A 22,071-nucleotide genomic window follows, 5' to 3' on the forward strand; every position below is an offset into this window, starting at 1 on the left:
AGGAAGGGAATGACTGATTTTTTATGGAACTTAGGTTCCTTCATCATTGCATTGGGTATATTGATAACCGTACACGAATATGGCCATTTTTGGGTTGCCAGACGTTGTGGTGTTAAGGTCGAACGTTTTTCTATCGGTTTCGGCAAAGCGATTTGGCGCAAAGTTGGTCAGGATGGAACTGAATATGTACTTGCTCTGATCCCACTGGGTGGCTACGTTAAGATGTTGGATGAGCGTGTCGATGAGGTACCCGAATCCTTAAAAGATCATGCTTTTAATCGAAAAAGTGTTTGGCAGCGAATTGCTATTGTCGCAGCAGGTCCGTTAGCGAATTTTATTTTTGCGATTATTGTTTTGTATTTTATGTACATGATCGGTGTTCCATCGGTCAAACCTGTCATTAGTGGCACTATTTTAGGCACACCTGCTGCACAAATTGACGTGAAAGAGCCCATGCTAATCACCTCAGTAGGTGGAAAGTCAGTGAGTAATTGGGAGGATGTCACTTATGCTTTAGTGGGGCATATCGGCGATCCTAAGGTTGAATTGTCACTGACTCCTGTGAGCAGCATGATTGAGGTTAATGATTCAACGATACCCAATTATGTTAAGCAGTACACATTAAATACTGAGAACTGGCAATTTGATCCTGAAAAAGAATTCCCGGCAACCTCATTGGGTTTGATAAGTTACAGGCCTGAAATTACGCCAGTATTAAGTCTTGTTACTGCTGATGGGGCTGCTGCTGCTGCCGGTATCAAAGTGGGTGATAAACTCATTGCAACGCATGGACAACCTTATGTAGGATGGAAGGCGTTTGTAGAGGTGATAAAGTCATCGGCTAATGTACCTCTAGAGATAACGGTACAAAGAGCCAGTGAATTGCTGACGTTTATTGTCACTCCGCATGAAATAAAAAATGGCGAAGGAAATGTAGAAGGTGTGATTGGCATTGCTCCAACTCAAGCTGCTTGGCCAGACAAGATGAAATTGCAGTTAGAATATGGTTTTATTGAATCATTTGTCGTCGCAACAGATAAAACATGGCAACTTGTCGATGTCAGCTTTAAGATGATCGGTAAGTTACTCACCGGAGATGTTTCGGTGAAAAATTTAAGTGGCCCAATATCCATTGCACAAGGTGCAGGCAATAGTGCTGAATTTGGATTGGTTTACTTTTTAGGTTTCCTCGCATTAATCAGCGTTAACTTAGGTATTATGAATTTGCTACCTTTGCCAGTGCTTGATGGAGGACACCTGTTATATTACTTCATAGAAGTGATCAAAGGCAGCCCTGTACCAGAAAAGGTTCAGGAAATAGGATTCAGATTTGGGGCAGCGATGCTGCTAATGTTGATGAGCATTGCGCTTTTCAATGATTTCTCCCGACTCTGAGCAAGGACACACACATAATTAGAAGTGCTCTATGAGATTGAATAAACTTTTTGCCTCGATGGTATTAGTCGGTGCGTCTTTATCAGGGAACGGTTGGGCAGACACATTCCAGCCTTTTGAAGTCACAGATATTCAAGTGCAAGGTCTACAACGTGTAGCCCTTGGTGCCGCCTTACTGACAATACCAGTCAAGGTGGGGGATACGGTTGATGAACTTAAGCTTCAACAAGCGATAAAAAGCTTGTATGCCTCAACTAATTTTGAACATATTGAAGTTAGTCGTGATGGTGGTGTATTGGTGGTCATGGTCAAAGAAAGACCGACAATCAGTACTGTGACCTTCGAAGGCAACAAAGATATTAAAGATGAGCAGTTGCAAGAGAGCTTAGATGGTTCGGGGGTGAAAGTGGGTGAATCACTCGATCGAACCATGCTATCAGGTATTGAAAAGAGCTTACAAGATTTCTATTATGGTGTTGGAAAGTACGGCGCTAAAGTTGAAGCTCAAATCATTAATTTACCCCGTAATCGTGTTGAACTTAAATTCAACTTTACCGAAGGCTTAGCCGCAGAAATTAAGCAGATTAATGTCGTTGGCAATGACGTTTTCACTGATGCAGAATTAATAGGCCAGCTAGAACTTAAAGATTTTGTTGCTTGGTGGGATTTGTTTGGTGAACGTCGTTATCAAAAACAGAAGCTACAAGCAGATTTAGAAACGGTTAAATCGTTTTATCATAACCGTGGATATATCCGCTTTAAAGTGACCTCGACTCAAGTTACGATGACACCTGATCGTAAAGGCCTTTATATCACCATTAATGTCGATGAAGGTGAGCAGTATAAGGTCAAAGATGTTCAGCTTACTGGTGATTTGATGGGACGAGAGGAGCAGATGCAAGCCATGCTTCCGGTTAAAGCTGGTGATACCTATAATGGTGCAGATGTGACCTTTGCCGAAGATATGTATGGTAAGTATCTAGGTCGATTTGGTTACGCTTATCCTGAAGTGAAAACGTTTCCTGAAATTGATGATGAGACTAAAGAGGTCAACCTCAATATTAATATCAAACCCGGTAAACGTGTTTATGTCCGCAGCATAAACTTCACAGGCAATCAAATTACTAAAGATGAAGTCATGCGCCGTGAGCTTCGCCAAATGGAAGGTGCTTGGCTTAATTCAGCGCAAGTCGAGCACTCAAAAGGACGTTTAAATCGGTTAGGGTATTTCGAAACTGTTGATACTGAAACAGTCCAAGTGCCTGGTACTGACGATCTTGTCGATATTGCCTTTAATGTAAAAGAGCAACCTTCAGGTTCTTTTAACGCCGGTGTCGGTTATGGTACAGAATCTGGGTTGAGCTTGACATTTGGAGTGCAGCAAAGCAATTTCTTGGGGACGGGTAATCAAGCTGGCATAAACTTAAGCACCAACGATTATTCCAAAAATGTTAATTTATCCTTAACTGATCCTTATTTTACTAAAGATGCCATCAGTTTAGGTGGCAGTATCTACTGGAGCGAATTTGATGCTGATGAAGCGAATTTAGAAGCTTATAAAAACAGCTCATACGGTATTGCTGCTACTTCAGGCTTTCCCATTAATGAATCTAATAACCTTAACGGTGGCCTAGGTTTCCGTCATAACGAAATTTCTGAAATTTCAGCTTATGAGCAGGCAAAGCGTTTCTATGATATTTATCGCGATAGTGATGATCCTAATGCGGCATTATCTTTTAACAACTTTGAAGCGAGCTTTGGCTGGTCACGTCGTACTTTAAATAGAGGCAGTTTTCCAACATCAGGCTCATCTCAACGTTTGAGTACCAAGGTAACGGTACCAGGTTCAGATCTTCAATACTTTAAAGCTGATTTAGATACTAACTTTTATTTTCCTCTCAATACTAGCCATAGTTTTGTCTTGTTAACGAAGGCGCGTTTTGGTTATGGTAATGGATATGGTCAATTTGAAGATAATGATCAAATTTTACCTTTCTGGGAAAATTATTATTCAGGTGGTAGCACTTCATTACGCGGTTTTAAGTCTAATTCAGTTGGGCCTCGTTCCTTCTATTTGTATCGGGGCGGTGAGCCTTGTTCGCCTAATGGTTCTGGGGATGGTTGTTACCTACCCGGTGATCCTAATTCTGTAGAGGTCAGTGATGGCCGCTCTATTGGTGGTAATGCTATCGCCACTGCTAGCGTTGAAATTATTGTCCCTACGCCTTTCTTAGATGAGGCGTACACAAATTCAGTGCGCACCAGTGTGTTTATTGATGCAGGTAATGTGTGGGATACAGAATTTGATTATGACTCGTACCGTTATCTGCCGGCGAGTGAATTTGATAAACTTGAAGATTATTCAGATCCTGGCCGGATCCGTGCGTCATGGGGGATGAGTGTACAATGGATATCCCCTATGGGACCTATGGTGTTTAGTCTAGCATTACCACTGAAAGAATATGAAGACGATGAAACTGAAATATTTTCATTCAATTTTGGTAAAACGTTCTAAATATAATCTAATTTACATAAAAAATCGGCAAATAATTGCTGAAAAAAGGAGAATTGTGATGAAAATGTTTAATCGTGCCATGACGGTATTGGTATTGCTTTCAGCCCCTTTAGCCGCACAAGCTGAAGAAATTGCAGTCGTTGATATGCAAGCGGTTTTTGAGCAATTACCTCAGCGCGAGCAAGTCGGGAAAATGCTGGAAACAGAGTTTGGTGATCGAGTTGCATTGGTGAAAAAGATGCAAGAAGATCTTCGTGGCATGTTAGAGAAGCAGCAACGTGATGGTGCGCTAATGAGTAGCACTGAAAAAACTGAAATGGTTCGTAAAATGGAATCATTGAAGTCAGAGTTACAGCTTAAGGGCAAAGCTCTTGATGAAGATATGCGCCGTCGTCAAGGAGAAGAGCAAAACAAGCTATTGGTTAAAGTTCAAGAGGTTATTAATAAAATAGCCGCAAAAGAAAGCTACGATATGGTACTGCAACGCGGCGCGGTTATTTATGTTAAACCTACAGCGGACATCAGTAGTAAAGTGGTTGATGCGCTAAGTAAAGGCTAATTATAGATGAAAAGCTACACGTTAAGAGAGCTTGCTGAAGTGATTGGCGCCGAGATCCAAGGTGATGAAACACTGGTGATTTCCAGTGTTGCAACACTGGAAAATGCTGTCCAAGGGCAGCTTTCTTTTTTAGCGAATGGCAAGTATCGCGCTCAGCTTGAGATGACTCAAGCGAGTGCGGTATTGATCTCACCTAAAACGCTTGATGGTTTCACAGGCAACGCCCTTGTGTTAAATGATCCTTATGTTGGTTTTGCTCGAGTTGCTCAATTACTGGATAACACACCTAAATCTGCAGTTGGTATTGATAAGACTGCAGTGATCCATTCAAGCGTAAGCGTGGGTGAAGGGGTCGCTGTTGGAGCCAATGCTGTTATTGGTGAGCATGTTATTTTAGGTGAAAATGTCCAAGTGGGTCCTGGTTGTGTTATTGGACAAGACTGTATTGTAGGCTCAGGTACTCGTCTTTGGGCTAATGTAACTCTTTACCATAATGTTCATTTAGGGCAAGATTGTATTATCCATTCAGCTGCAGTGCTTGGCTCTGATGGGTTTGGCTATGCTAATGAGCGTGGTCAATGGATTAAAATCCCTCAAACAGGTGGGGTTCGAATAGGTGATCGTGTTGAGATTGGCGCAAGTACAACCGTTGATCGTGGCGCTATCGAACACACTGAAATTCATGATGGCGTCATTCTCGATAACCAAGTTCAGATCGCTCATAATGATGTGATTGGTGAAAATGTCGCAATTGCAGGTAACTCCACTATTGCAGGCAGTACTAAAATTGGCAAATTCTGCATAATTGGCGGCAATAGTGCTGTTGCCGGTCATTTAACCCTTGCTGATGGGACGCATATTTCAGGCGGCACAAATGTGATTAATAGTATTCATGAATCTGGGGTTTATACCTCTGCAACAATTGCTATGCCGAATAAATTATGGCGAAGAAACACCGTCAGATTTAAGAAAATAGATGAATTGTTTCAACGTGTTAAAAATTTAGAAAAATCTGTTAAAACAGAAAGTTAACTGCTTATAAGCTAGTTTGAGGAATGTTGAGTGTCAGAACAAATAAATACCATGGACATCAAAGAAATCATGGACTGCTTACCTCATAGGTATCCATTTTTATTGATTGACCGTGTGTTAGATTTCACACCTGGTGAGACGCTGCACGCAATCAAGAATGTCTCAATTAATGAACCTTTTTTTCAAGGGCATTTTCCAGTACAACCTGTGATGCCCGGTGTCCTTATTTTAGAAGCCATGGCGCAAGCAACAGGTTTGTTGGCGTATAAAACCATGACAGCAGCAGCTGAAGATTCGCTCTATTATTTTGCCGGTATTGATAAGGCGCGTTTTAAGCGTGTTGTTGAACCAGGCGACCAGCTGCATTTCAAGGTTAAGATGGTGAAAGAGCGCCGTGGGATTGGGGTGTTCACTGGTGTTGTTACGGTAGATGGCGAGTTAGTGTGCTCGGCTGAAATCATGTGTGCTCGTAGAGAGATCAAAAAGTGATAGATAAATTAGCGTTTATTCATCCAGATGCCAAAGTGGGCAACAATGTCACGATTGGTCCATGGACTTATATTGGTGCTGATGTTGAAATTGGTGATGATTGCTGGCTGAGTTCTCACGTCGTCGTGAAGGGGCCAACAGTCATAGGCAAGGGCAATAAGATTTTTCAATTTGCCTCTGTGGGTGAAGATTGCCAAGATAAAAAGTATGCAGGTGAGGCGACACGTTTAATCATGGGTGATCATAACATTATTCGTGAGTCGGTCACTATACACCGAGGTACAGCTCAAGATAAAGGTGAGACACGCATAGGTTCAAATAACCTGTTTATGGCTTATGTACACATTGCCCATGATTGTGTTGTTGGCAATAATGTCATCATGTCTAACAATGCATCGATTGCTGGCCATGTGCATGTGGGGGACTGGGCTATTTTAGGTGGCTTAACTGGCGTCCATCAATTTGTTCATATTGGTGCTCATGCATTTACTGCTGGTTATTCACTGATTTTACAAGATGTGCCTCCTTTTGTGATGGCATCGGGTCAGCCAGCTATTCCTCGGGGCTTGAACAGTGAAGGCATGAAACGCCGCGGGTTTTCGAAAGAGAGTCAGATGGCAGTTCGCAGAGCGTACAAGACTCTTTATCGTAAAGGAAACACAATTGAAGAGGCATTAGTGGCTTTGGCAGACGAGCCAGATGACGATCAAGTGAAGCTGTTAGTTAACTTTGTTAGCAGCTCAAGTCGTGGTGTCATTCGCTAAGGGTTTCTCAACAGAACTTGTTGGTCAACAAACGCTAAGTTCCTCATTTTAAAACGACTGTAAGATCCGTTATTTATGAACGTAAATAAACACATTACATTTGCCATGGTTGCTGGCGAGCTTTCTGGAGATATTTTAGGGGCAGGTTTAATAAAGGCACTTAAAAGGCAATACCCTTCGGCTAGATTTGTCGGCATTGGCGGCCCCCAAATGGATGCATTAGGCTTTGAGTCTTTGTTTTCCTTTGAAGAGTTGGCGGTAATGGGGATTGTTGAAGTGCTGTCTCGCCTTCCTCGGCTATTGAAAGTTCGTCACACCCTGATAGATGAAATTTGTGCTATCGAGCCTGATTGCTTTATCGGTATTGATGCGCCAGATTTTAACCTTGGCGTTGAATTACGGTTAAAGCAGCGAGGGATAAAAACAGTCCATTATGTGAGCCCATCAGTGTGGGCATGGCGTCCTAAACGTATTTTTAAGATAGCCAAAGCCACCAATATGGTGTTATCTCTTTTACCCTTTGAAAAAGCGTTCTACGATAAATACAAGGTTCCTTGTACCTTTGTTGGCCATACCCTTGCGGATGATATTGATTTAGTCAGTGATAAATCAGCCGCAAGAGCAGGATTAGGACTCGATCCTAATGCCGAGTATTTAGCCATATTGCCAGGCTCCCGTGGTGGAGAGTTAGCCCAGCTTGCTGAGCCTTTCATTAAAGCGGCTCAGCTTATTAAACAAAAATACCCTGATATACATTTTGTTACGCCATTGGTTAACGACAAAAGGCGGGCGCAATTTGAAGATGCGTTGAAACGTTATGCGCCGGATCTTGAGATCACTTTAATCGAAGGACAGTCACGTGAGGTGATGGCTGCCTCTGATTGTATCTTACTTGCTTCAGGTACGGCGACACTCGAAGCATTACTGGTTAAGCGTCCGATGGTGGTGGCATACCGGGTTAATTCTGTCACATATGCCATTGCCAAACGAATGATGCACATTAATCAGTATTCGTTGCCAAACCTACTCGCCGGTGAAGAGCTAGTGACTGAGCTTATTCAGGAAAACTGCAAGGCTGAGTTAATTGCAGATGCTGTGTGTGAGCAGTTGGATAACGATTTTACGCCACTGCAGAACACATTTATGGCAATGCATAAGCAGTTAAGGCGTAATGCCAGTGAAAGGGCGGCGGATGCCGTGGCAGAATTAATTAGTTCGTAATATTATAGAGAGTACTGGTAGGTTATATGGCTATTTTCAAAAACATCACTCCGCAACAAATAGAGGAGCTTTGTTGCCACTTACATGCAGGAGTAGATGAAGTTGGCCGTGGTCCATTGGTGGGCAATGTGGTCACCGCTGCTGTGGTTTTAGATCCTGACAATCCAATCAATGGACTTAATGATTCTAAAAAACTCACGGAAAAAAAGCGTGAGCAACTCTTTGTTGAAATACATGAAAAGGCATTGTGCATCAGTGTCGGACATGCAACCCCTGAAGAGATAGATGAGTTAAATATCCTGCATGCCACCATGCTGGCGATGCAGCGGGCTGTGGCAGGACTTTCTGTCAAACCTTTATCTGTGTTAGTCGATGGCAATCGAACCCCTGTTTTTTATCATGGCGAACAAAAAGAGTTCTCTATTGAAGCGCATGCGGTGATAAAAGGCGATGGACTTATTGCTGCGATCAGCGCAGCGTCAATCATTGCTAAAGTGATCAGAGATAGAGAAATGGGTCTACTTGACATGGAGTATCCGCAATATGGTTTCGCTAAGCATAAAGGTTACCCAACTAAAGCCCACTTTGAGGCGCTTGAATTGTATGGAGTGCTGCCTGAATACCGTCAAAGTTTTAAACCTGTAAAAAAGCAGCTTTTAAAGAACTCAATTTAAATAAATTTATTTATTTATTTATTTATTTAAATTGACCAGTTACTATAACGAATTTTTTATTCCTTATAGTAGCGGGTACTATGTCTCATTTTCGTTTTGTCCATTTACGTGTTCACAGTGATTTTTCGATGTCAGATGGGCTGGCAAAAATAAAGCCCATTATCGCCAAGGTCTCTGCGTTAGGCATGCCTGCCATTGCGTTGACGGATCAGACTAATCTGTGTGGTTTGGTCAAATTCTATGGGGCGTGTCATGGCGCTGGGATAAAACCGATAATCGGTGCTGATTTTTGGGTCAGGGTGCCAGGTTTTGATAAAGAGCTGTGTGCTATTACCGCATTGGCCATGGACAATGAAGGCTATGCGAATTTAACTCAGCTTATCAGTGACGCCTACCTAAGGGGACATATTCACGACAGGGCTGTTATCGATCAACAGTGGTTAGCTAACTATAATAAAGGCATTATTTTACTGTCAGGCGGAAGAGAAGGCGATATAGGCAAGGCTTTATTGAAGGGCAATAAGGCACAAGTCGATTCTTTGGTCACATTTTATCAAGTTTATTTTCCCGAAAGATATTACTTAGAATTATTGCGTACGGGTCGTCCTGATGAAGAACGTTACCTGCACATGGCCGTCGAGCTGTCTTTGAGTACTCATTTACCGGTGGTGGCGACAAATCAGGTGGTGTTCAATCAACCTGAGCAGTTTGATGCCCATGAGATCCGGGTTGCCATTTCAGATGGTTTTACGCTAGCAGATCCCCGTCGGCCTAAAAAATACAGCGCAGAGCAGTATTTTAAAAGTAGCGATCAAATGTGCGCGCTGTTTGACGATATTCCTGAGGCGATTGAGAACACAGTTCAAATTGCCAAACGGTGTAACGTAACGGTGAGATTAGGTGAATATTTTCTGCCTAACTTTCCAACTGGCGATCTGAGTATTGAAGATTTTTTGGTTACAGTATCAGAAAAAGGCTTAGAGGAACGGCTCGCGTTTCTTTTTACAGATCCTGAAGTCAGGATGGAAAAACGGGCCAAGTACGATGAGAGACTTGATATTGAACTGAAAGTGATTAACCAGATGGGGTTTCCCGGTTATTTCTTGATTGTGATGGAGTTTATTCAGTGGGGGAAAGATAATGGCATCCCTATTGGTCCCGGTCGAGGCTCTGGGGCGGGTTCTTTAGTGGCTTATGCGTTAAACATTACCGATCTTGATCCACTCCAATACGAACTACTGTTTGAACGATTTCTGAATCCGGAACGAGTTTCTATGCCGGATTTTGATATTGATTTTTGTATGGATAGACGCGATGAGGTGATTGACCATGTCGCCGAGCTATATGGCCGTGATGCAGTATCACAAATTATCACTTTCGGCACCATGGCAGCCAAAGCGGTTATTCGGGATGTAGGGCGAGTATTAGGTCATCCTTATGGTTTTGTTGAACGGCTATCAAAAATGGTTCCTGCTGAGCCAGGTATGACCTTGGCCAAGGCATTTGAGGTTGAGCCTGGGTTACAGGAGTCCTATGACGGCGATGAGGAGGTGAAAGATCTTATCGATATGTGCCGTATCTTAGAGGGCGTGACACGTAACGCGGGTAAACATGCCGGTGGGGTTGTGATATCACCAACTAAAATTACCGACTTTGCGCCCATTTATTGTGATGCAGATGGTCTCAACCCGGTTACCCAATTTGATAAAAATGATGTTGAAACGGCAGGTTTAGTCAAATTTGATTTCTTGGGTTTACGAACCTTGACGATCATCGACTGGGCATTGAAGATGATCAATGCTAAAAAAGTTGAACAAGGACAAGAATGCATTCAAATTGAGACGATACCTCTGGATGATCCCGCGAGCTTTAGATTGCTGCAACGTTATGAAACTACAGCAGTATTCCAATTGGAATCTCGAGGGATGAAAGATTTGATCAAACGTCTTCAACCGGATTGTTTTGAAGATATGATCGCTTTGGTAGCACTTTTTAGACCAGGCCCATTGCAATCTGGCATGGTTGATAACTTTATTGAACGTAAGCATGGTCGTGAAGCTGTCTCTTACCCTGATGCTGAATATCAGCATGATTGTCTACAATGGGTACTTGAGCCTACCTACGGTATTATTCTCTATCAAGAGCAGGTGATGCAAATTGCTCAGGAGCTAGCGGGCTATACTCTTGGTGGTGCAGATATGCTTCGCCGTGCTATGGGTAAGAAAAAACCTGAGGAAATGGCTAAACAGCGTGGGACGTTTGAAGCTGGTTCGATAAACAATGGTGTCGACGGTGAGCTGTCGATGAAAATTTTTGATCTGGTAGAAAAATTCGCCGGTTACGGCTTTAACAAATCTCATTCGGCTGCTTATGCGTTAGTTTCTTATCAAACCCTTTGGTTAAAGACGCATTACCCTGCAGAATTTATGGCGGCGGTCATGTCTGCTGATATGGACAATACTGATAAAATTATTATCTTGGTGGATGAGTGTGAGCGCATGGGCATGCCGCTGCAGCCACCAGATGTTAATAAGGGCTTACTTAAGTTCAATGTGGATAATGAGGGGCAAATTATTTACGGGATCGGTGCTATTAAAGGTGTTGGAGATGGCCCTGTTGATTCGATCCTAGCCGCCAGAGAAGCTGGGCCTTTTAAAGACTTATTTGATTTCTGCGCCCGTGTTGATCTCAAAAAACTGAATAAACGCATCATAGAAAAGCTTATTTGTGCTGGTGCTTTAGATACATTAGGCCCTCATAGGGCTGCAATGATGGCCACGCTGACTGAAGCGATCCGCGCAGCGGATCAAAATAGTAAAGCGGAAGCGATTGGTCAGCATGATATGTTCGGCCTGTTAAACTCAGATGATGAAGATGTTAAACAACAATTTGTCGAATGTGCGAAGTGGCCAGATAAAGTATGGTTAGAAGGAGAGAGAGATACGTTAGGGTTATATCTGACTGGGCATCCAATTAATCAATATCTTAAAGAATTAACGCACTATACTTCAGGTCGTCTTAAAGATGTTCATCCAACAGAGCGTGGAAAAACGATGAAAGCGGCAGGGCTTGTGGTCGCTACTCGAGTAATGATGACCAAACGCGGATCAAAGATGGGGCTCGTGACTTTAGACGATAAAAGTGCTCGTCTTGAAGTCATGTTGTTTACCGAGGCTTTTGAAAAGTTTAATCACCTTTTAGAGAAAGATAGAATTCTTATTATTGAAGGTGAAGTGAGCTTTGATGATTTTTCCGGTGGCAACCGCATGACAGCCAGAAACATTATCGATATAGGTGAGGCTCGTAGTCATTTTGCTAATGCCGTTGAGGTCGATATCGCAAGTCATTCTTTGTCACTTGACTGGGTCAATCAATTTAAAGGGGTTATTGAGCCGTGGAAAAATGGCGCTGTACCAGTTATCGTTAACTATGCCCAAGCTCAAGTGAAAGCGCAATTTACACTCGGCGATATTTGGAAAGTGGATCCAACGGATGAGTTTATGCTCGCCCTAGAAAGTTTAGTTGGCGCAGGTAAAGTCAGGATTTTATTTTAAGATGGCGATAGTCGAATTTGATGCGGCGGCGTTAATTGCAGCCAGTGTTCGATCCATTTCAGCTGCCACTGGTACTAAATTGGTATTGGCCTACAGTGGCGGGGTTGATTCTGAGATCTTGGCGCACGGTTTGGCTTCTTATGCTAAACAGCATCCGGAGTATCATTATTTACTCGTCCATGTTCATCATGGTTTGAGCGTCAATGCTGATGCTTGGGCTGCACATTGTGAGATGCAAGCTTTACACTATCAATTACCAATCGACATCATTCACGTTCAAGTTAACACAGGCCCTAGGCTGAGTATCGAAGCTGAGGCTCGTCGCGCTCGTTATAATGCGATTAAAACAGTAATGGCCACTGGAGATGTATTGTTAACTGCACATCATGTAGATGACCAGTTAGAGACAGTGTTATTGGCGCTAAAGCGTGGGCTCGGACCTAAAGGATTATCCGCGATGGGATCGGTGCAGCAATTTGATGAGGATAAAGTATTATTACGCCCCTTATTGAGTATTGAACGCGCACAAATAGAAGCAAAGGCGGCAGAATTAACATTGCCACACATTGAAGATGAAAGTAATGGCGATGATACATATGACAGGAATTTTTTACGTTTAGAGATCATTCCTAAACTGAAAGCAAGGTGGGGCGCTATTGCCACAACGGCCAGTCGTAGTGCAGCACTTTGTGCGCAGCAACAAGATGTTATCGACTGTGAAGTCAGTTTGCGTTTGCCTGACTTTATTGAAAAAGTGATTTATGGCAAGGGGACAGCATTAAATCTGACTTTATTAAGTCAGCAAACATCGCATTGGCAAATGCTACTGCTTAGAGGTTACGTTGAACAACTTAAGCTACCTCCCGTATCTCAAGTGCAACTTAAGCAGTTAATTAATCAGTTACTCTTGGCTAAGTCAGATGCGAAAATCGCATTAAGAATGGGAGATATGCTTGTACGTAGATTTAAAGACAAGGCGTATTTTTCGTCGTTTAAACAAGAAGAGTTTGAGCAAATGACCTCGTTAAACATTGAGGTCAACCTGAGCTTAATGAACAAGCAATCAGCCATTAAACTCCCGTTGTCATTGAATCGATGTGTGGATGTGATCCAGTCCGATGAGCATGAAAGAGTGCGAATGCCAGATCAAAATGAAGTCATGACGGTGCGTTTCTCTCTCCTTGGTAGCACATGTTGTCATCCACATAACAGGCAGCAAGGTCGGCCACTTAAAAAGTTATGGGCAGAGTACGGTGTACCTCCATGGGAAAGAGAAAAAGTGCCGTTTATCTTTTATAACAATAAATTGGTTTGTGTCGTTGGATATTGGATTGAAAAGCCTTTTGTGTGTCTTGATGGTTCAACAGGTTTACTCTTTACGGTAAATTGACTGTTGAATCTTGCTATTAACCCGCTTGCAATTACGCCGCCTTAACTTTAAAGCAATGCCTTCCAGCGGCTTTTGCTTGGTATAGTGCTTTATCTGCACGTTCATAAACGATTGTTGCGGTCTCATTTTGTTGCCATTGGGATACACCTAAACTGCTGGTAGCTTGGTACTGATTAAAAAGTTGATTGGAAGACATCAGTGAAAGTATTCGCTCACATAGGATACTTGCCGCATTGGCATCACCGCGCACAATGATCACAAATTCATCGCCTCCGATCCGAAAAGCTTGATCCGTATCTCTCATTGCAATCGTTAATAATTGGCCAAATTCAACCAGTATTTTATCTCCTAACAGATGACCATGGCTGTCGTTGAGAGTTTTGAAGTTATCAAGATCGAGAATGATCATCGAAAGCGAACTTTCATGGCGGGTGGAATTTGCGATGGCTTTTTGTAAGCTTTGAGCATAATAATGGCGATTACCTAGTTTGGTTAATGAGTCATACATAGCTTGCTGAGAGATTTCTTTATATTGCATCGCGTTGTATAGAGGCAATAACATCAGAGTTTGTAGCATTTTTAGCTGCTGAGATTGAGAGTGAGTTAACGGTTTTTTTATACTATAAGTGAATTTAGCTTTCCCACCTGAGAAATTTATTTGATGGCTAATTTTAATTCCCTGATGCATGCCCCAAGTTAAATGAATACGAGGAAAGGTCATTTTTACCGCTTCAATAGGCAAATGTTGGCCTAATATATGACCATAACAGGCAAAAACTGTCCGAGGATCTAAACTTTCATGTAGATGTTGAATGATGTTAACCAGATTTAGCTCGCTATCGTTCACTGGATTGATGTCGGGTTGATATTGATATTCTTCAGTCGAAAACTCTGTCATTAGGCCTAAACTCATAATAAGCACTCCAAAATTTGCGGGTTTTTGAATACTAAACCCTGTACAGTGGTAAATAGTTAAGCAATATACGTGCCTAATGATTTGTTGATTAAATTTGTCTTTATTTGTCATTAGGTTAATCTTCAGGTGTCGATGAGTAGAATCGTTGGTCATTTTTTTGACGAGGGGGAAAAATTTAGCATGGAACACAGTTTTCTTATTAAAGTCCTCATGATGCTTGTAGTAGCCATTATCTGCATCGCCATATTGAGACGTGTTGGCCTACCTGCGATCTTGGCCTATCTACTCACTGGTGTCATCAGTGGGCCTTCCAATTTTAATTGGTTTAGCCAGCACCAGATGCAATCAGTGGCTGAACTTGGGATCGTATTGCTCATGTTTAGCCTCGGGTTGGAGTTTTCCTTGCCTAGACTTTGGGCTATGAGGCGGACAGTATTTGGTTTAGGCAGTGCTCAAGTAGTGATAACCACTGCACTGGGAACAGGTATTGCTTGGCTTAGTTCCTTTACCATTGTTGAGTCCATTGTTGTTGGCTCAGCGATTGCTCTGTCATCAACAGCCATAGTATTGAAACTCCTTAATGAACTTGATTGGTTAGGGCGCAGAAATGGTGAATTGTCTGTCAGTGTACTTTTATTTCAAGATTTAGCAGTGGTTCCGTTACTCATCCTTTTGCCTTTAATGGCATCAGGGGAAGAGATGCTCTCTTTTACGAGTGTGACTTCTGCTATGTTGGAAGGTGGGCTACTTTTCGCCGCTTTGATGGCATTTGGTAAGTGGGGATTACCAAGAATGTTTGATGAGGTGGCGCGTTCTCGTTCCAATGAACTCTTTATGCTTTCGACTTTAGTGGTTGCTCTGTTAACTGGTGCTCTGACGCATTGGTTGGGATTATCAATGGCATTAGGGGCCTTTATGGCTGGTATGCTCTTAGGTGAAAGTCAGTACAAACGTCAGCTTGAAGCCGATATTCGCCCCTTTAGGGATCTATTGATGGGGCTCTTTTTCATCTCAATAGGTATGTTGTTGGATTTCTCTTTGGTACTTGAATTTTGGGGAGAAATTTTACTATTGTTGTTTACTGTCATTTTAGGTAAAGCTTTAGTGATATTTGTCGTTCTAAGGTGTGCACGAGAATCATTCAGTACATCTATTTCAACAGGCTTAATTTTGGCTCAGGTGGGTGAGTTCAGTTTTGTGGTCTTAGCGTTAGCAGTTAATTCACAGCTGTTGGATACGGTTTTAAGTACCAAGTTGGTCATGGTTGCCGTTTTGTCTATGGCCATTGCTCCTTGGCTGGTACGTCACAGTGTCGATATTGCTCGAATGATGCAAGGAGTGAGGCCCAAAGAGATTGAAACGCCATTGATTGTGCCTAGTATTGAGCACGATGAAGATCATGAAAAAGATCTGGTATTGATATTAGGCTATGGCCGTGTCGGGCAAACGATAGCCCGATTTATGAAAACCGAAGCGGTGCCATTTTTAGTATTAGATTTAGATCCTACTCGTGTGTCAGAGGCAAGAAAAGCCGGAGAGCCAGTCTATTTTGGTGATGTCTGTAAACGGAGTATATTAAAAGAGGCGAAAATAAAAGAAGCTAAACTGATAGTGATCACGTTCAGTGATAGCCGTATCCTTGAAGAAGTATTGCCTCTGTGCCGTTACCTTTCACCCGATGCAAAAATTTTAGTCCGTACACGAGATGATAGTCATCTCGCTGAGCTTGAAGCCGCAGGTGCGAGTCAAGTTATCCCTGAGAGCTTGGAGGGGAGTTTAATGTTGGTCTCGCAGGTGTTGTATCAGTGTGGGGTCCCTTTGACTCGGATTTTAAAGCGATTAGAATTTGAGCGTCGTAATCATTACAAATACCTTCATGGTTTTTTCTCAGGCGTTGAAACAGACGTTACCTTAGAGCATTTACATGCTGTTGCTTTACCTAAAGATGCCCATGCCGTAGGGCTAACTTTGGCCGACATTCCATGGGACGTACTTAGGGTTGAACTTAGGGCGATCAGGCGCAGTGGTGCTGAGGTAGAAAGTCCTGAATTAAATTGGAAAATACGGTGTGGGGATACATTGATTTTATTAGGTAAGCCTAGGCGAATAGAAAAGGCTGAGCACTTTTTATTGCAAGGCTAAGCAAGGTAGTGTTTTGCCTCAAATTGTTATTGAAGAAACTGAGAGTATCACCCTGTTAACAAGTTAGATATGATGGTAGCCTAGTTGCAACAAAAGGTTGTAGAAAGGGTTGTCATGTTTAAAAAAGTATTAACATATATAGGGGTGTTTTTATTCATTACTTTGGTTTCTGGTAGTGCACTTTTTACGCATGAATGGATTGCCGAAAAACCTTTTTTCTTTCGGGCCTTTTTAGAACGAAGTGTTATTCAGCTCGCTTTTGACAGTCCCGAAACGTTAACTTCGTTAGGTTTTCTTGAGTCTGTGGGCATTAAAAGTCATAACGCTGAACTTGATGATGATAGGCCTGAGAAACTTGACGAATTTTTTGCACAGCTCGATGCCATGCATAAAACGTTGTTGACCTATGAAGACGTTAATTTAGATGAAGACCAGCAGCTTTCAAAAGATATCGCCCTATATCTACTCGACTTTTCCGCTAAAGCCAAAGCATATCGTTATCATAATTATCCGGTTAATCAGTCGTTTGGTATTCAAAGCGGTTACCCAAGTTTTATGGAGTCACAACATAAAATTGAAACCCTTGGTGATGCAGAAAATTACTTAGACAGACTTAAAAAGGTGCGACTTAAATTCGAACAGAATCTACTCGGTTTGAAGATTAGAGAGCAACAAGGAATTATCCCGCCTCGATTTGTTATCGAACGTGTATTTACTGAAATGACTGATTTTGTCAACACTCCCATCGAACACAATATTCTTTATACGTCTTTACAGACTAAATTGGCAGAAGCTCAAGGTATTCCAATTAAAGACCAAGCTAACATTTTAATCTTAGCAAAACAGAATATTCAGCAATATGTTTATCCTGCTTATGGTTTGTTTATCGACTACTTTTCTACATTAGCTCATAAAGCAGGCAATGATGATGGATTATGGCACCTTCCTAATGGTGATAAAGCATATCAACTTTTACTGCAATTTTTCACCACTACTGATTATAGTGCTGATGAGATCCACCACATGGGTTTAGCTGAGGTGGATCGTATTCAAGCTGAAATACTGACCATTTTAGAGAGCCAAGGATTTGACATTAATGACGGTTTTTCGGTTGCGATTGAAACGATGGCAGCAGATCCTCGGTTCTATTACGAGGACAGTGATGCCGGCAGGGCTCAAATTTTAGTCGACTACCAAAGTATTCTTGATGAAATTAATGCTGGTCTCGACGATGCTTTTCGAATTCGTCCTAAAGCGGCGATGGAAGTGGTGCGTATTCCAGAGTTTAAAGAAAAAACAGCGCCTGGTGCTTATTATCAGCAGCCTGCGATTGATGGCAGTCGCCCAGGCCGTTTTTTTGCCAATCTTTATGATATAAAAGCGACACCTAAATATGGCATGCGTACTTTGGCTTATCACGAGGCGATTCCAGGTCATCATTTTCAAATTGCAGTTGCCATGGAATTAGAAAATATGCCTTTTATCCGTAAGATGGCGCCATTTACTGCCTATATCGAAGGCTGGGCACTGTATTCTGAGCGTGTTGCTTGGGAATTAGGGTTTCAAAAAGATCCTTTTGATAACATTGGTAGATTGCAGGCGGAGCTTTTTAGAGGCGTACGCTTAGTTGTCGATACCGGGATCCATGATAAGCGTTGGACACGTAAGCAAGCCATTGATTATATGAAGCGCAACACCGGAATGGTTGACAGCGATGTTGTTTCTGAAATCGAACGTTATATTGTTATGCCAGGCCAAGCGACTGCTTATAAGGTAGGTATGATGAAGATTTTATCTTTACGCGCGAAAGCACGTTTAGCTTTAGGTGATAAGTTTAATTTAAAAGACTTTCATGATGTAATGCTAAAAAATGGCCCTGTCCCCTTAGATATATTGGCACGTTTAGTTGACAGATATATTGCTCAAGAGAATGAAAAAAATAGTGTTTAAGTCTCTTAATCAAGAACTTGTCAGTAATTTTATGTAAGCTCTGAAATACTCATTGCGAAGAGACTTTGGTGTCGATATTGGTTATCTTCAATATAGATCTATTATATTTCAAAAAAGTCTCTAATTTCATCTATTTGGCACATGGCATCTTGATAGCCTAAATTGATTAAGGCGCTGCAATATGCTCGTTCGAAAAGTAGATAAGAGACAATACTCGAATCCGTTTGTTGATTTATCCCTATAGGCTTAAGCATCGATTTTACCGCAAAAGGCATTTCGTCATAGTATCGAGATGCCAGCTGACTTAAGTCTTCACTGGGTTTTATCACTAAAGTTTGGATCGGGTTTAATGAGAGTTTTTTACGGTTTTCTTCAGGGATTAAGGTTAGAGTGTGATTGACTCTTTCCAGCCGTTCTAAATCACTATTAAGCGTATCTGAAAAAATGGTATCGAGTAGATGCCCTGTTATCGTTGCTGTCTTTGGGTGATGTTCTAATTCTTGAGGGAGCTGCTTATGAGGACTTTCAAGATTAATGACCATTATTTTCTTAGCCCCTAGATGAATAGGGCTGCTCAAGGGGGCAAGTTGATGCACTGATCCATCGCCATAATAAGCTTGGTTAAGTTTTATTGAGGGAAAAACCAGTGGAATGGCAGAGCTGGCCAATAGGTGGTCAGTATTGAGTTGAGTTCGCTGACCACTTCGTCTGTCTCTGTGCCATTGAGGAATATCATGACTGCCTTGAAAAAAGGTGACTGAACGTGCTGTGTTGTAACAGGATGTATCAATACTTAAGGCGTTAAGTGAGCCACTACTAATATTTCTGTCGATACGGGTAAAATTAATGAGTTGGTTGAGTAGACCTCGTAATGGCTCATTATTAAATAGGCTTCCAGGATTAGTACTATTCTGATCATTTTGCATGCTCATGAGTAGCATTTTACCTAAGTGGGTTAAAACACCTGAGATGGATGAGCTGTATATTTTTTCGGTGCGAAAATTACGCCAAACCCATTCAAGTTTTCTTACACCAAGATGAAAACAAGAGGCATGAGTGGCAATCGAGGTGCCATTTATTGCCCCAGCAGAAGTCCCACAGATAATCTTAAAAGGTATACCGTGATTTCTAGGATAGAATTGAACAATGGCTTTCAGTACGCCAATTTGATAGGCAGCTCGTGCGCCACCTCCACCCAGAACTAAGGCTGTTTTGTCTGGCAAAAGTGCTCCTTAATTATGTCAACAATAATTAACGTGTTGTACCCAGTAGTGTTAATTCAATTAAAGCTCTTAATGTAGAAGAAAATCAAGCAGATTTGTAAATTTATACTCATAATCATAAAAAAACGCGCATTCTCCAAAAGAACACGCGTTACAGTGCAGCATTAACTAAATAAGCGTTTTATTTTGCCGCTTTAAGAAATTCGATGATGTCATCGAATGGTATATCTTGCTTTTCACCGGTGCGACGGTTTTTGTACTCAAACATGCCGTTATCGATATTACGATCACCAATGACCACCACGTGAGGTAGGCCTATCAGTTCCATATCGGCAAACATCACACCTGCGCGCTCTTTACGGTCATCAAATAATACTTCGATACCCGCATCGTTTAAGTCTTGATAGAGCTTTTCAGCCATATCTTGAACGCGGTGAGATTTATGCATGTTCATTGGTAATATGCCAACTCGAAAAGGGGCAATGGCATCAGGCCAAATGATCCCTCTGTCATCATGGTTTTGCTCAATTGCTGCAGCAACCATACGGCTCACACCGACGCCATAACATCCCATTAATAAAGTTTTAGCTTTACCATTTTGGTCTAGTACATGAGCGTTCATGGCTTCTGAGTAATGCGTACCCAGTTGGAAAATATGGCCGACTTCAATGCCGCGAAGTAATGCAATAGTACCTTGTCCGCAAGGGCTTGGTTCACCTTCAATGATGTTACGTAAATCGAAGGTTTCAGCTTGCGGTAAGTCTCGTTCCCAGTTGATGCCAAACCAATGTTTGTCATCTTGGTTTGCGCCCGCGCTAAAATCGTTCATTACGCTAACACCATGGTCAATATAGACCGGAATATTTAGCCCAACAGGACCGATAGAACCAGGACCTGCACCAATGGCTTTACGGATATCGGCTTCGTCTGCCAGTTCAAATGGGCACAATACAGCCACAACTTTTTCAGCTTTTACTTGGTTAAGGCTATGATCGCCACGGATCACCAGCGCCACTAAAGGTGCATCTTCAGTCGCTCCTTTGACAATCAGTGTTTTAACTGTTTTTTCAATAGCAATGCCCTGTTGTTCAACTAGCTCAGCGATAGTCTTAGCATTGGGAGTGTCAACTAACGTCATGGTTTGAGTAGCAGCTTGCCGAGTCTCTGAAGGCATGGGGGCGTCAGCTTTTTCAATATTGGCAGCGTAATCGCTCTCAGTTGAATAAGCAATTAAGTCCTCACCGCTATTGGCCAGTACATGAAATTCGTGTGATGTGCTGCCACCGATAGAGCCTGAATCAGCCATGACTGGGCGAAACTCGAGTCCAAGACGCGTTAAAATGTTGCTGTATGCTTGGAACATATTTTGGTAAGTGTCATCTAGGGTTTCTTGATCCAGATGGAAAGAATAAGCATCTTTCATCAAGAATTCACGTGAGCGCATAACACCGAAACGTGGGCGAACTTCATCCCGAAATTTAGTCTGAATTTGGTATAGATTTAATGGTAATTGCTTGTAGGAGTTGACCTCTTTACGCACGATATCAGTGATCACTTCTTCATGAGTTGGGCCCAGTACGAAATCACGATTATGACGATCTTGAAAACGAAGTAATTCAGGGCCAAATTTTTCAAAGCGGCCTGTTTCATTCCAAAGATCGGCAGGTTGAACCATTGGCATTAGAATTTCAACAGAACCTGCTTTATCCATCTCTTCACGGACAATGGTTTCTATTTTTCGCAGTACACGCAGTCCCGTCGGCAACCAGCTGTATAAGCCTGAAGCGCTACGACGGATCATACCAGCACGTAACATTAATTGATGACTTATGATCTCTGCATCAGCAGGGTTTTCTTTTTGTGTTGAAAGCAGGTACTTGCTAACGCGCATGACTGATATCCAGTTCTTAAAATGTAATTAGATAACATTTTATCATCTGTAGGGCTGCTGTCATTAAGTTTCTTTTTCACTGAAATATAAGGCAGATAAATGAAAAATAAATTAATACTGACTTTGGCTGCATTGGGGATGGGTTTTGGTTTAGCTGCATCGGTTAATGCTGATGACGGGAATCGACAGTATTGTGCCGAAAATCCAAGCCAATGCCATTGCTATATCAAATCTGGTAGTCTTATTTGTGTTGTGTTATAAAATAAAAATATTAACGGCTACAAACATAATGTTGTCATAAAATCTAGCTAGATTTTCGACATCATAAAAAAACCAGCCTGCATGTCCAGGCTGTT

At 42.0% G+C, this 22,071-nt stretch carries 16 protein-coding genes; 13 read left to right on the top strand and 3 right to left on the bottom strand.

Annotated elements, in window-relative coordinates:
* The first annotated feature begins 9 nt into the window (after positions 1–9).
* The 10 genes from rseP (at position 10) to tilS (ending at position 13,593) form a co-directional block, all read left to right on the top strand.
* Positions 10–1,395: a sigma E protease regulator RseP gene (rseP, locus tag HQQ94_RS07925; RefSeq protein WP_173293908.1), complete on the top strand. Its 1,386-nt coding sequence runs from the start codon at positions 10–12 to the stop codon at positions 1,393–1,395.
* A gap of 31 nt (positions 1,396–1,426) precedes the next feature.
* Entirely contained in the window at positions 1,427–3,910 is a 2,484-nt protein-coding gene (bamA, locus tag HQQ94_RS07930) for an outer membrane protein assembly factor BamA (RefSeq protein ID WP_173293909.1), read from the top strand.
* 64 nt (positions 3,911–3,974) lie between these two features.
* A complete protein-coding gene (locus HQQ94_RS07935; protein WP_173296564.1) occupies positions 3,975–4,469 on the top strand; it encodes an OmpH family outer membrane protein in 495 nt (164 codons plus the stop codon).
* A gap of 6 nt (positions 4,470–4,475) precedes the next feature.
* Complete coding sequence (lpxD, locus tag HQQ94_RS07940; protein ID WP_173293910.1) at positions 4,476–5,501, top strand: UDP-3-O-(3-hydroxymyristoyl)glucosamine N-acyltransferase; 1,026 nt, start codon at positions 4,476–4,478, stop codon at positions 5,499–5,501.
* Between the two features lie 30 nt (positions 5,502–5,531).
* The gene (fabZ, locus tag HQQ94_RS07945; RefSeq protein ID WP_173293911.1) at positions 5,532–5,990 is read left to right on the top strand and encodes a 3-hydroxyacyl-ACP dehydratase FabZ; all 459 of its coding nucleotides are present in this window, start codon (positions 5,532–5,534) and stop codon (positions 5,988–5,990) included.
* Positions 5,987–6,754, top strand: coding sequence for an acyl-ACP--UDP-N-acetylglucosamine O-acyltransferase (gene lpxA, locus HQQ94_RS07950; RefSeq protein WP_173293912.1), 768 nt, complete (start codon positions 5,987–5,989; stop codon positions 6,752–6,754). Before fabZ ends, lpxA begins: the two co-directional genes overlap by 4 nt.
* A gap of 75 nt (positions 6,755–6,829) precedes the next feature.
* On the top strand, positions 6,830–7,975 hold the full coding sequence (gene lpxB, locus HQQ94_RS07955) for a lipid-A-disaccharide synthase (protein WP_173293913.1): 1,146 nt from the start codon (positions 6,830–6,832) through the stop codon (positions 7,973–7,975).
* A 26-nt stretch (positions 7,976–8,001) separates the two neighbouring features.
* Positions 8,002–8,649 (top strand): ribonuclease HII, encoded by a 648-nt coding sequence (gene rnhB / locus HQQ94_RS07960; RefSeq protein ID WP_173293914.1) that lies wholly within the window; start codon positions 8,002–8,004, stop codon positions 8,647–8,649.
* 80 nt (positions 8,650–8,729) lie between these two features.
* Positions 8,730–12,203, top strand: coding sequence for a DNA polymerase III subunit alpha (gene dnaE, locus HQQ94_RS07965; RefSeq protein ID WP_173293915.1), 3,474 nt, complete (start codon positions 8,730–8,732; stop codon positions 12,201–12,203).
* A 1-nt stretch (position 12,204) separates the two neighbouring features.
* The gene (gene tilS / locus HQQ94_RS07970) at positions 12,205–13,593 is read left to right on the top strand and encodes a tRNA lysidine(34) synthetase TilS (RefSeq protein ID WP_173293916.1); all 1,389 of its coding nucleotides are present in this window, start codon (positions 12,205–12,207) and stop codon (positions 13,591–13,593) included.
* Between the two features lie 31 nt (positions 13,594–13,624).
* On the opposite strand, the gene HQQ94_RS07975 is transcribed toward tilS, so the two are convergent.
* Entirely contained in the window at positions 13,625–14,506 is an 882-nt protein-coding gene (locus HQQ94_RS07975; protein ID WP_173293917.1) for a GGDEF domain-containing protein, read from the bottom strand.
* A 183-nt stretch (positions 14,507–14,689) separates the two neighbouring features.
* Between HQQ94_RS07975 and HQQ94_RS07980 the strand changes: the two genes are divergently transcribed.
* Together HQQ94_RS07980 and HQQ94_RS07985 are read left to right on the top strand one after the other, a co-directional pair.
* Positions 14,690–16,651 (top strand): monovalent cation:proton antiporter family protein, encoded by a 1,962-nt coding sequence (locus HQQ94_RS07980; protein ID WP_173296565.1) that lies wholly within the window; start codon positions 14,690–14,692, stop codon positions 16,649–16,651.
* A 114-nt stretch (positions 16,652–16,765) separates the two neighbouring features.
* A complete protein-coding gene (locus HQQ94_RS07985) occupies positions 16,766–18,601 on the top strand; it encodes a DUF885 family protein (RefSeq protein WP_173293918.1) in 1,836 nt (611 codons plus the stop codon).
* 101 nt (positions 18,602–18,702) lie between these two features.
* Here HQQ94_RS07985 and HQQ94_RS07990 read toward each other — a convergent pair whose 3' ends face one another.
* Positions 18,703–19,824: a patatin-like phospholipase family protein gene (locus HQQ94_RS07990; RefSeq protein ID WP_173293919.1), complete on the bottom strand. Its 1,122-nt coding sequence runs from the start codon at positions 19,822–19,824 to the stop codon at positions 18,703–18,705.
* A 181-nt stretch (positions 19,825–20,005) separates the two neighbouring features.
* Positions 20,006–21,715, bottom strand: coding sequence for a proline--tRNA ligase (locus HQQ94_RS07995; protein WP_173293920.1), 1,710 nt, complete (start codon positions 21,713–21,715; stop codon positions 20,006–20,008).
* 99 nt (positions 21,716–21,814) lie between these two features.
* Here HQQ94_RS07995 and HQQ94_RS08000 point away from each other — a divergent pair, with 99 nt between their 5' ends.
* Positions 21,815–21,976, top strand: a complete 162-nt coding sequence (locus HQQ94_RS08000) for a hypothetical protein (RefSeq protein ID WP_173293921.1) — start codon at positions 21,815–21,817, stop codon at positions 21,974–21,976.
* Positions 21,977–22,071 lie beyond the last annotated feature (95 nt).

Source organism: Shewanella sp. VB17 (genome assembly GCF_013248905.1).
Lineage (GTDB): Bacteria > Pseudomonadota > Gammaproteobacteria > Enterobacterales > Shewanellaceae > Shewanella.

Coding starts and splice junctions, on each gene's coding strand:
- rseP (WP_173293908.1), top strand. CDS start 10: ATGACTGATTTTTTATGGAACTTAGGTTCCTTCATCATTGCATTGGGT.
- bamA (WP_173293909.1), top strand. CDS start 1,427: ATGAGATTGAATAAACTTTTTGCCTCGATGGTATTAGTCGGTGCGTCT.
- HQQ94_RS07935 (WP_173296564.1), top strand. CDS start 3,975: ATGTTTAATCGTGCCATGACGGTATTGGTATTGCTTTCAGCCCCTTTA.
- lpxD (WP_173293910.1), top strand. CDS start 4,476: ATGAAAAGCTACACGTTAAGAGAGCTTGCTGAAGTGATTGGCGCCGAG.
- lpxB (WP_173293913.1), top strand. CDS start 6,830: ATGAACGTAAATAAACACATTACATTTGCCATGGTTGCTGGCGAGCTT.
- rnhB (WP_173293914.1), top strand. CDS start 8,002: ATGGCTATTTTCAAAAACATCACTCCGCAACAAATAGAGGAGCTTTGT.
- dnaE (WP_173293915.1), top strand. CDS start 8,730: ATGTCTCATTTTCGTTTTGTCCATTTACGTGTTCACAGTGATTTTTCG.
- tilS (WP_173293916.1), top strand. CDS start 12,205: ATGGCGATAGTCGAATTTGATGCGGCGGCGTTAATTGCAGCCAGTGTT.
- HQQ94_RS07975 (WP_173293917.1), bottom strand. CDS start 14,506: ATGAGTTTAGGCCTAATGACAGAGTTTTCGACTGAAGAATATCAATAT.
- HQQ94_RS07980 (WP_173296565.1), top strand. CDS start 14,690: ATGGAACACAGTTTTCTTATTAAAGTCCTCATGATGCTTGTAGTAGCC.
- HQQ94_RS07985 (WP_173293918.1), top strand. CDS start 16,766: ATGTTTAAAAAAGTATTAACATATATAGGGGTGTTTTTATTCATTACT.
- HQQ94_RS07995 (WP_173293920.1), bottom strand. CDS start 21,715: ATGCGCGTTAGCAAGTACCTGCTTTCAACACAAAAAGAAAACCCTGCT.
- HQQ94_RS08000 (WP_173293921.1), top strand. CDS start 21,815: ATGAAAAATAAATTAATACTGACTTTGGCTGCATTGGGGATGGGTTTT.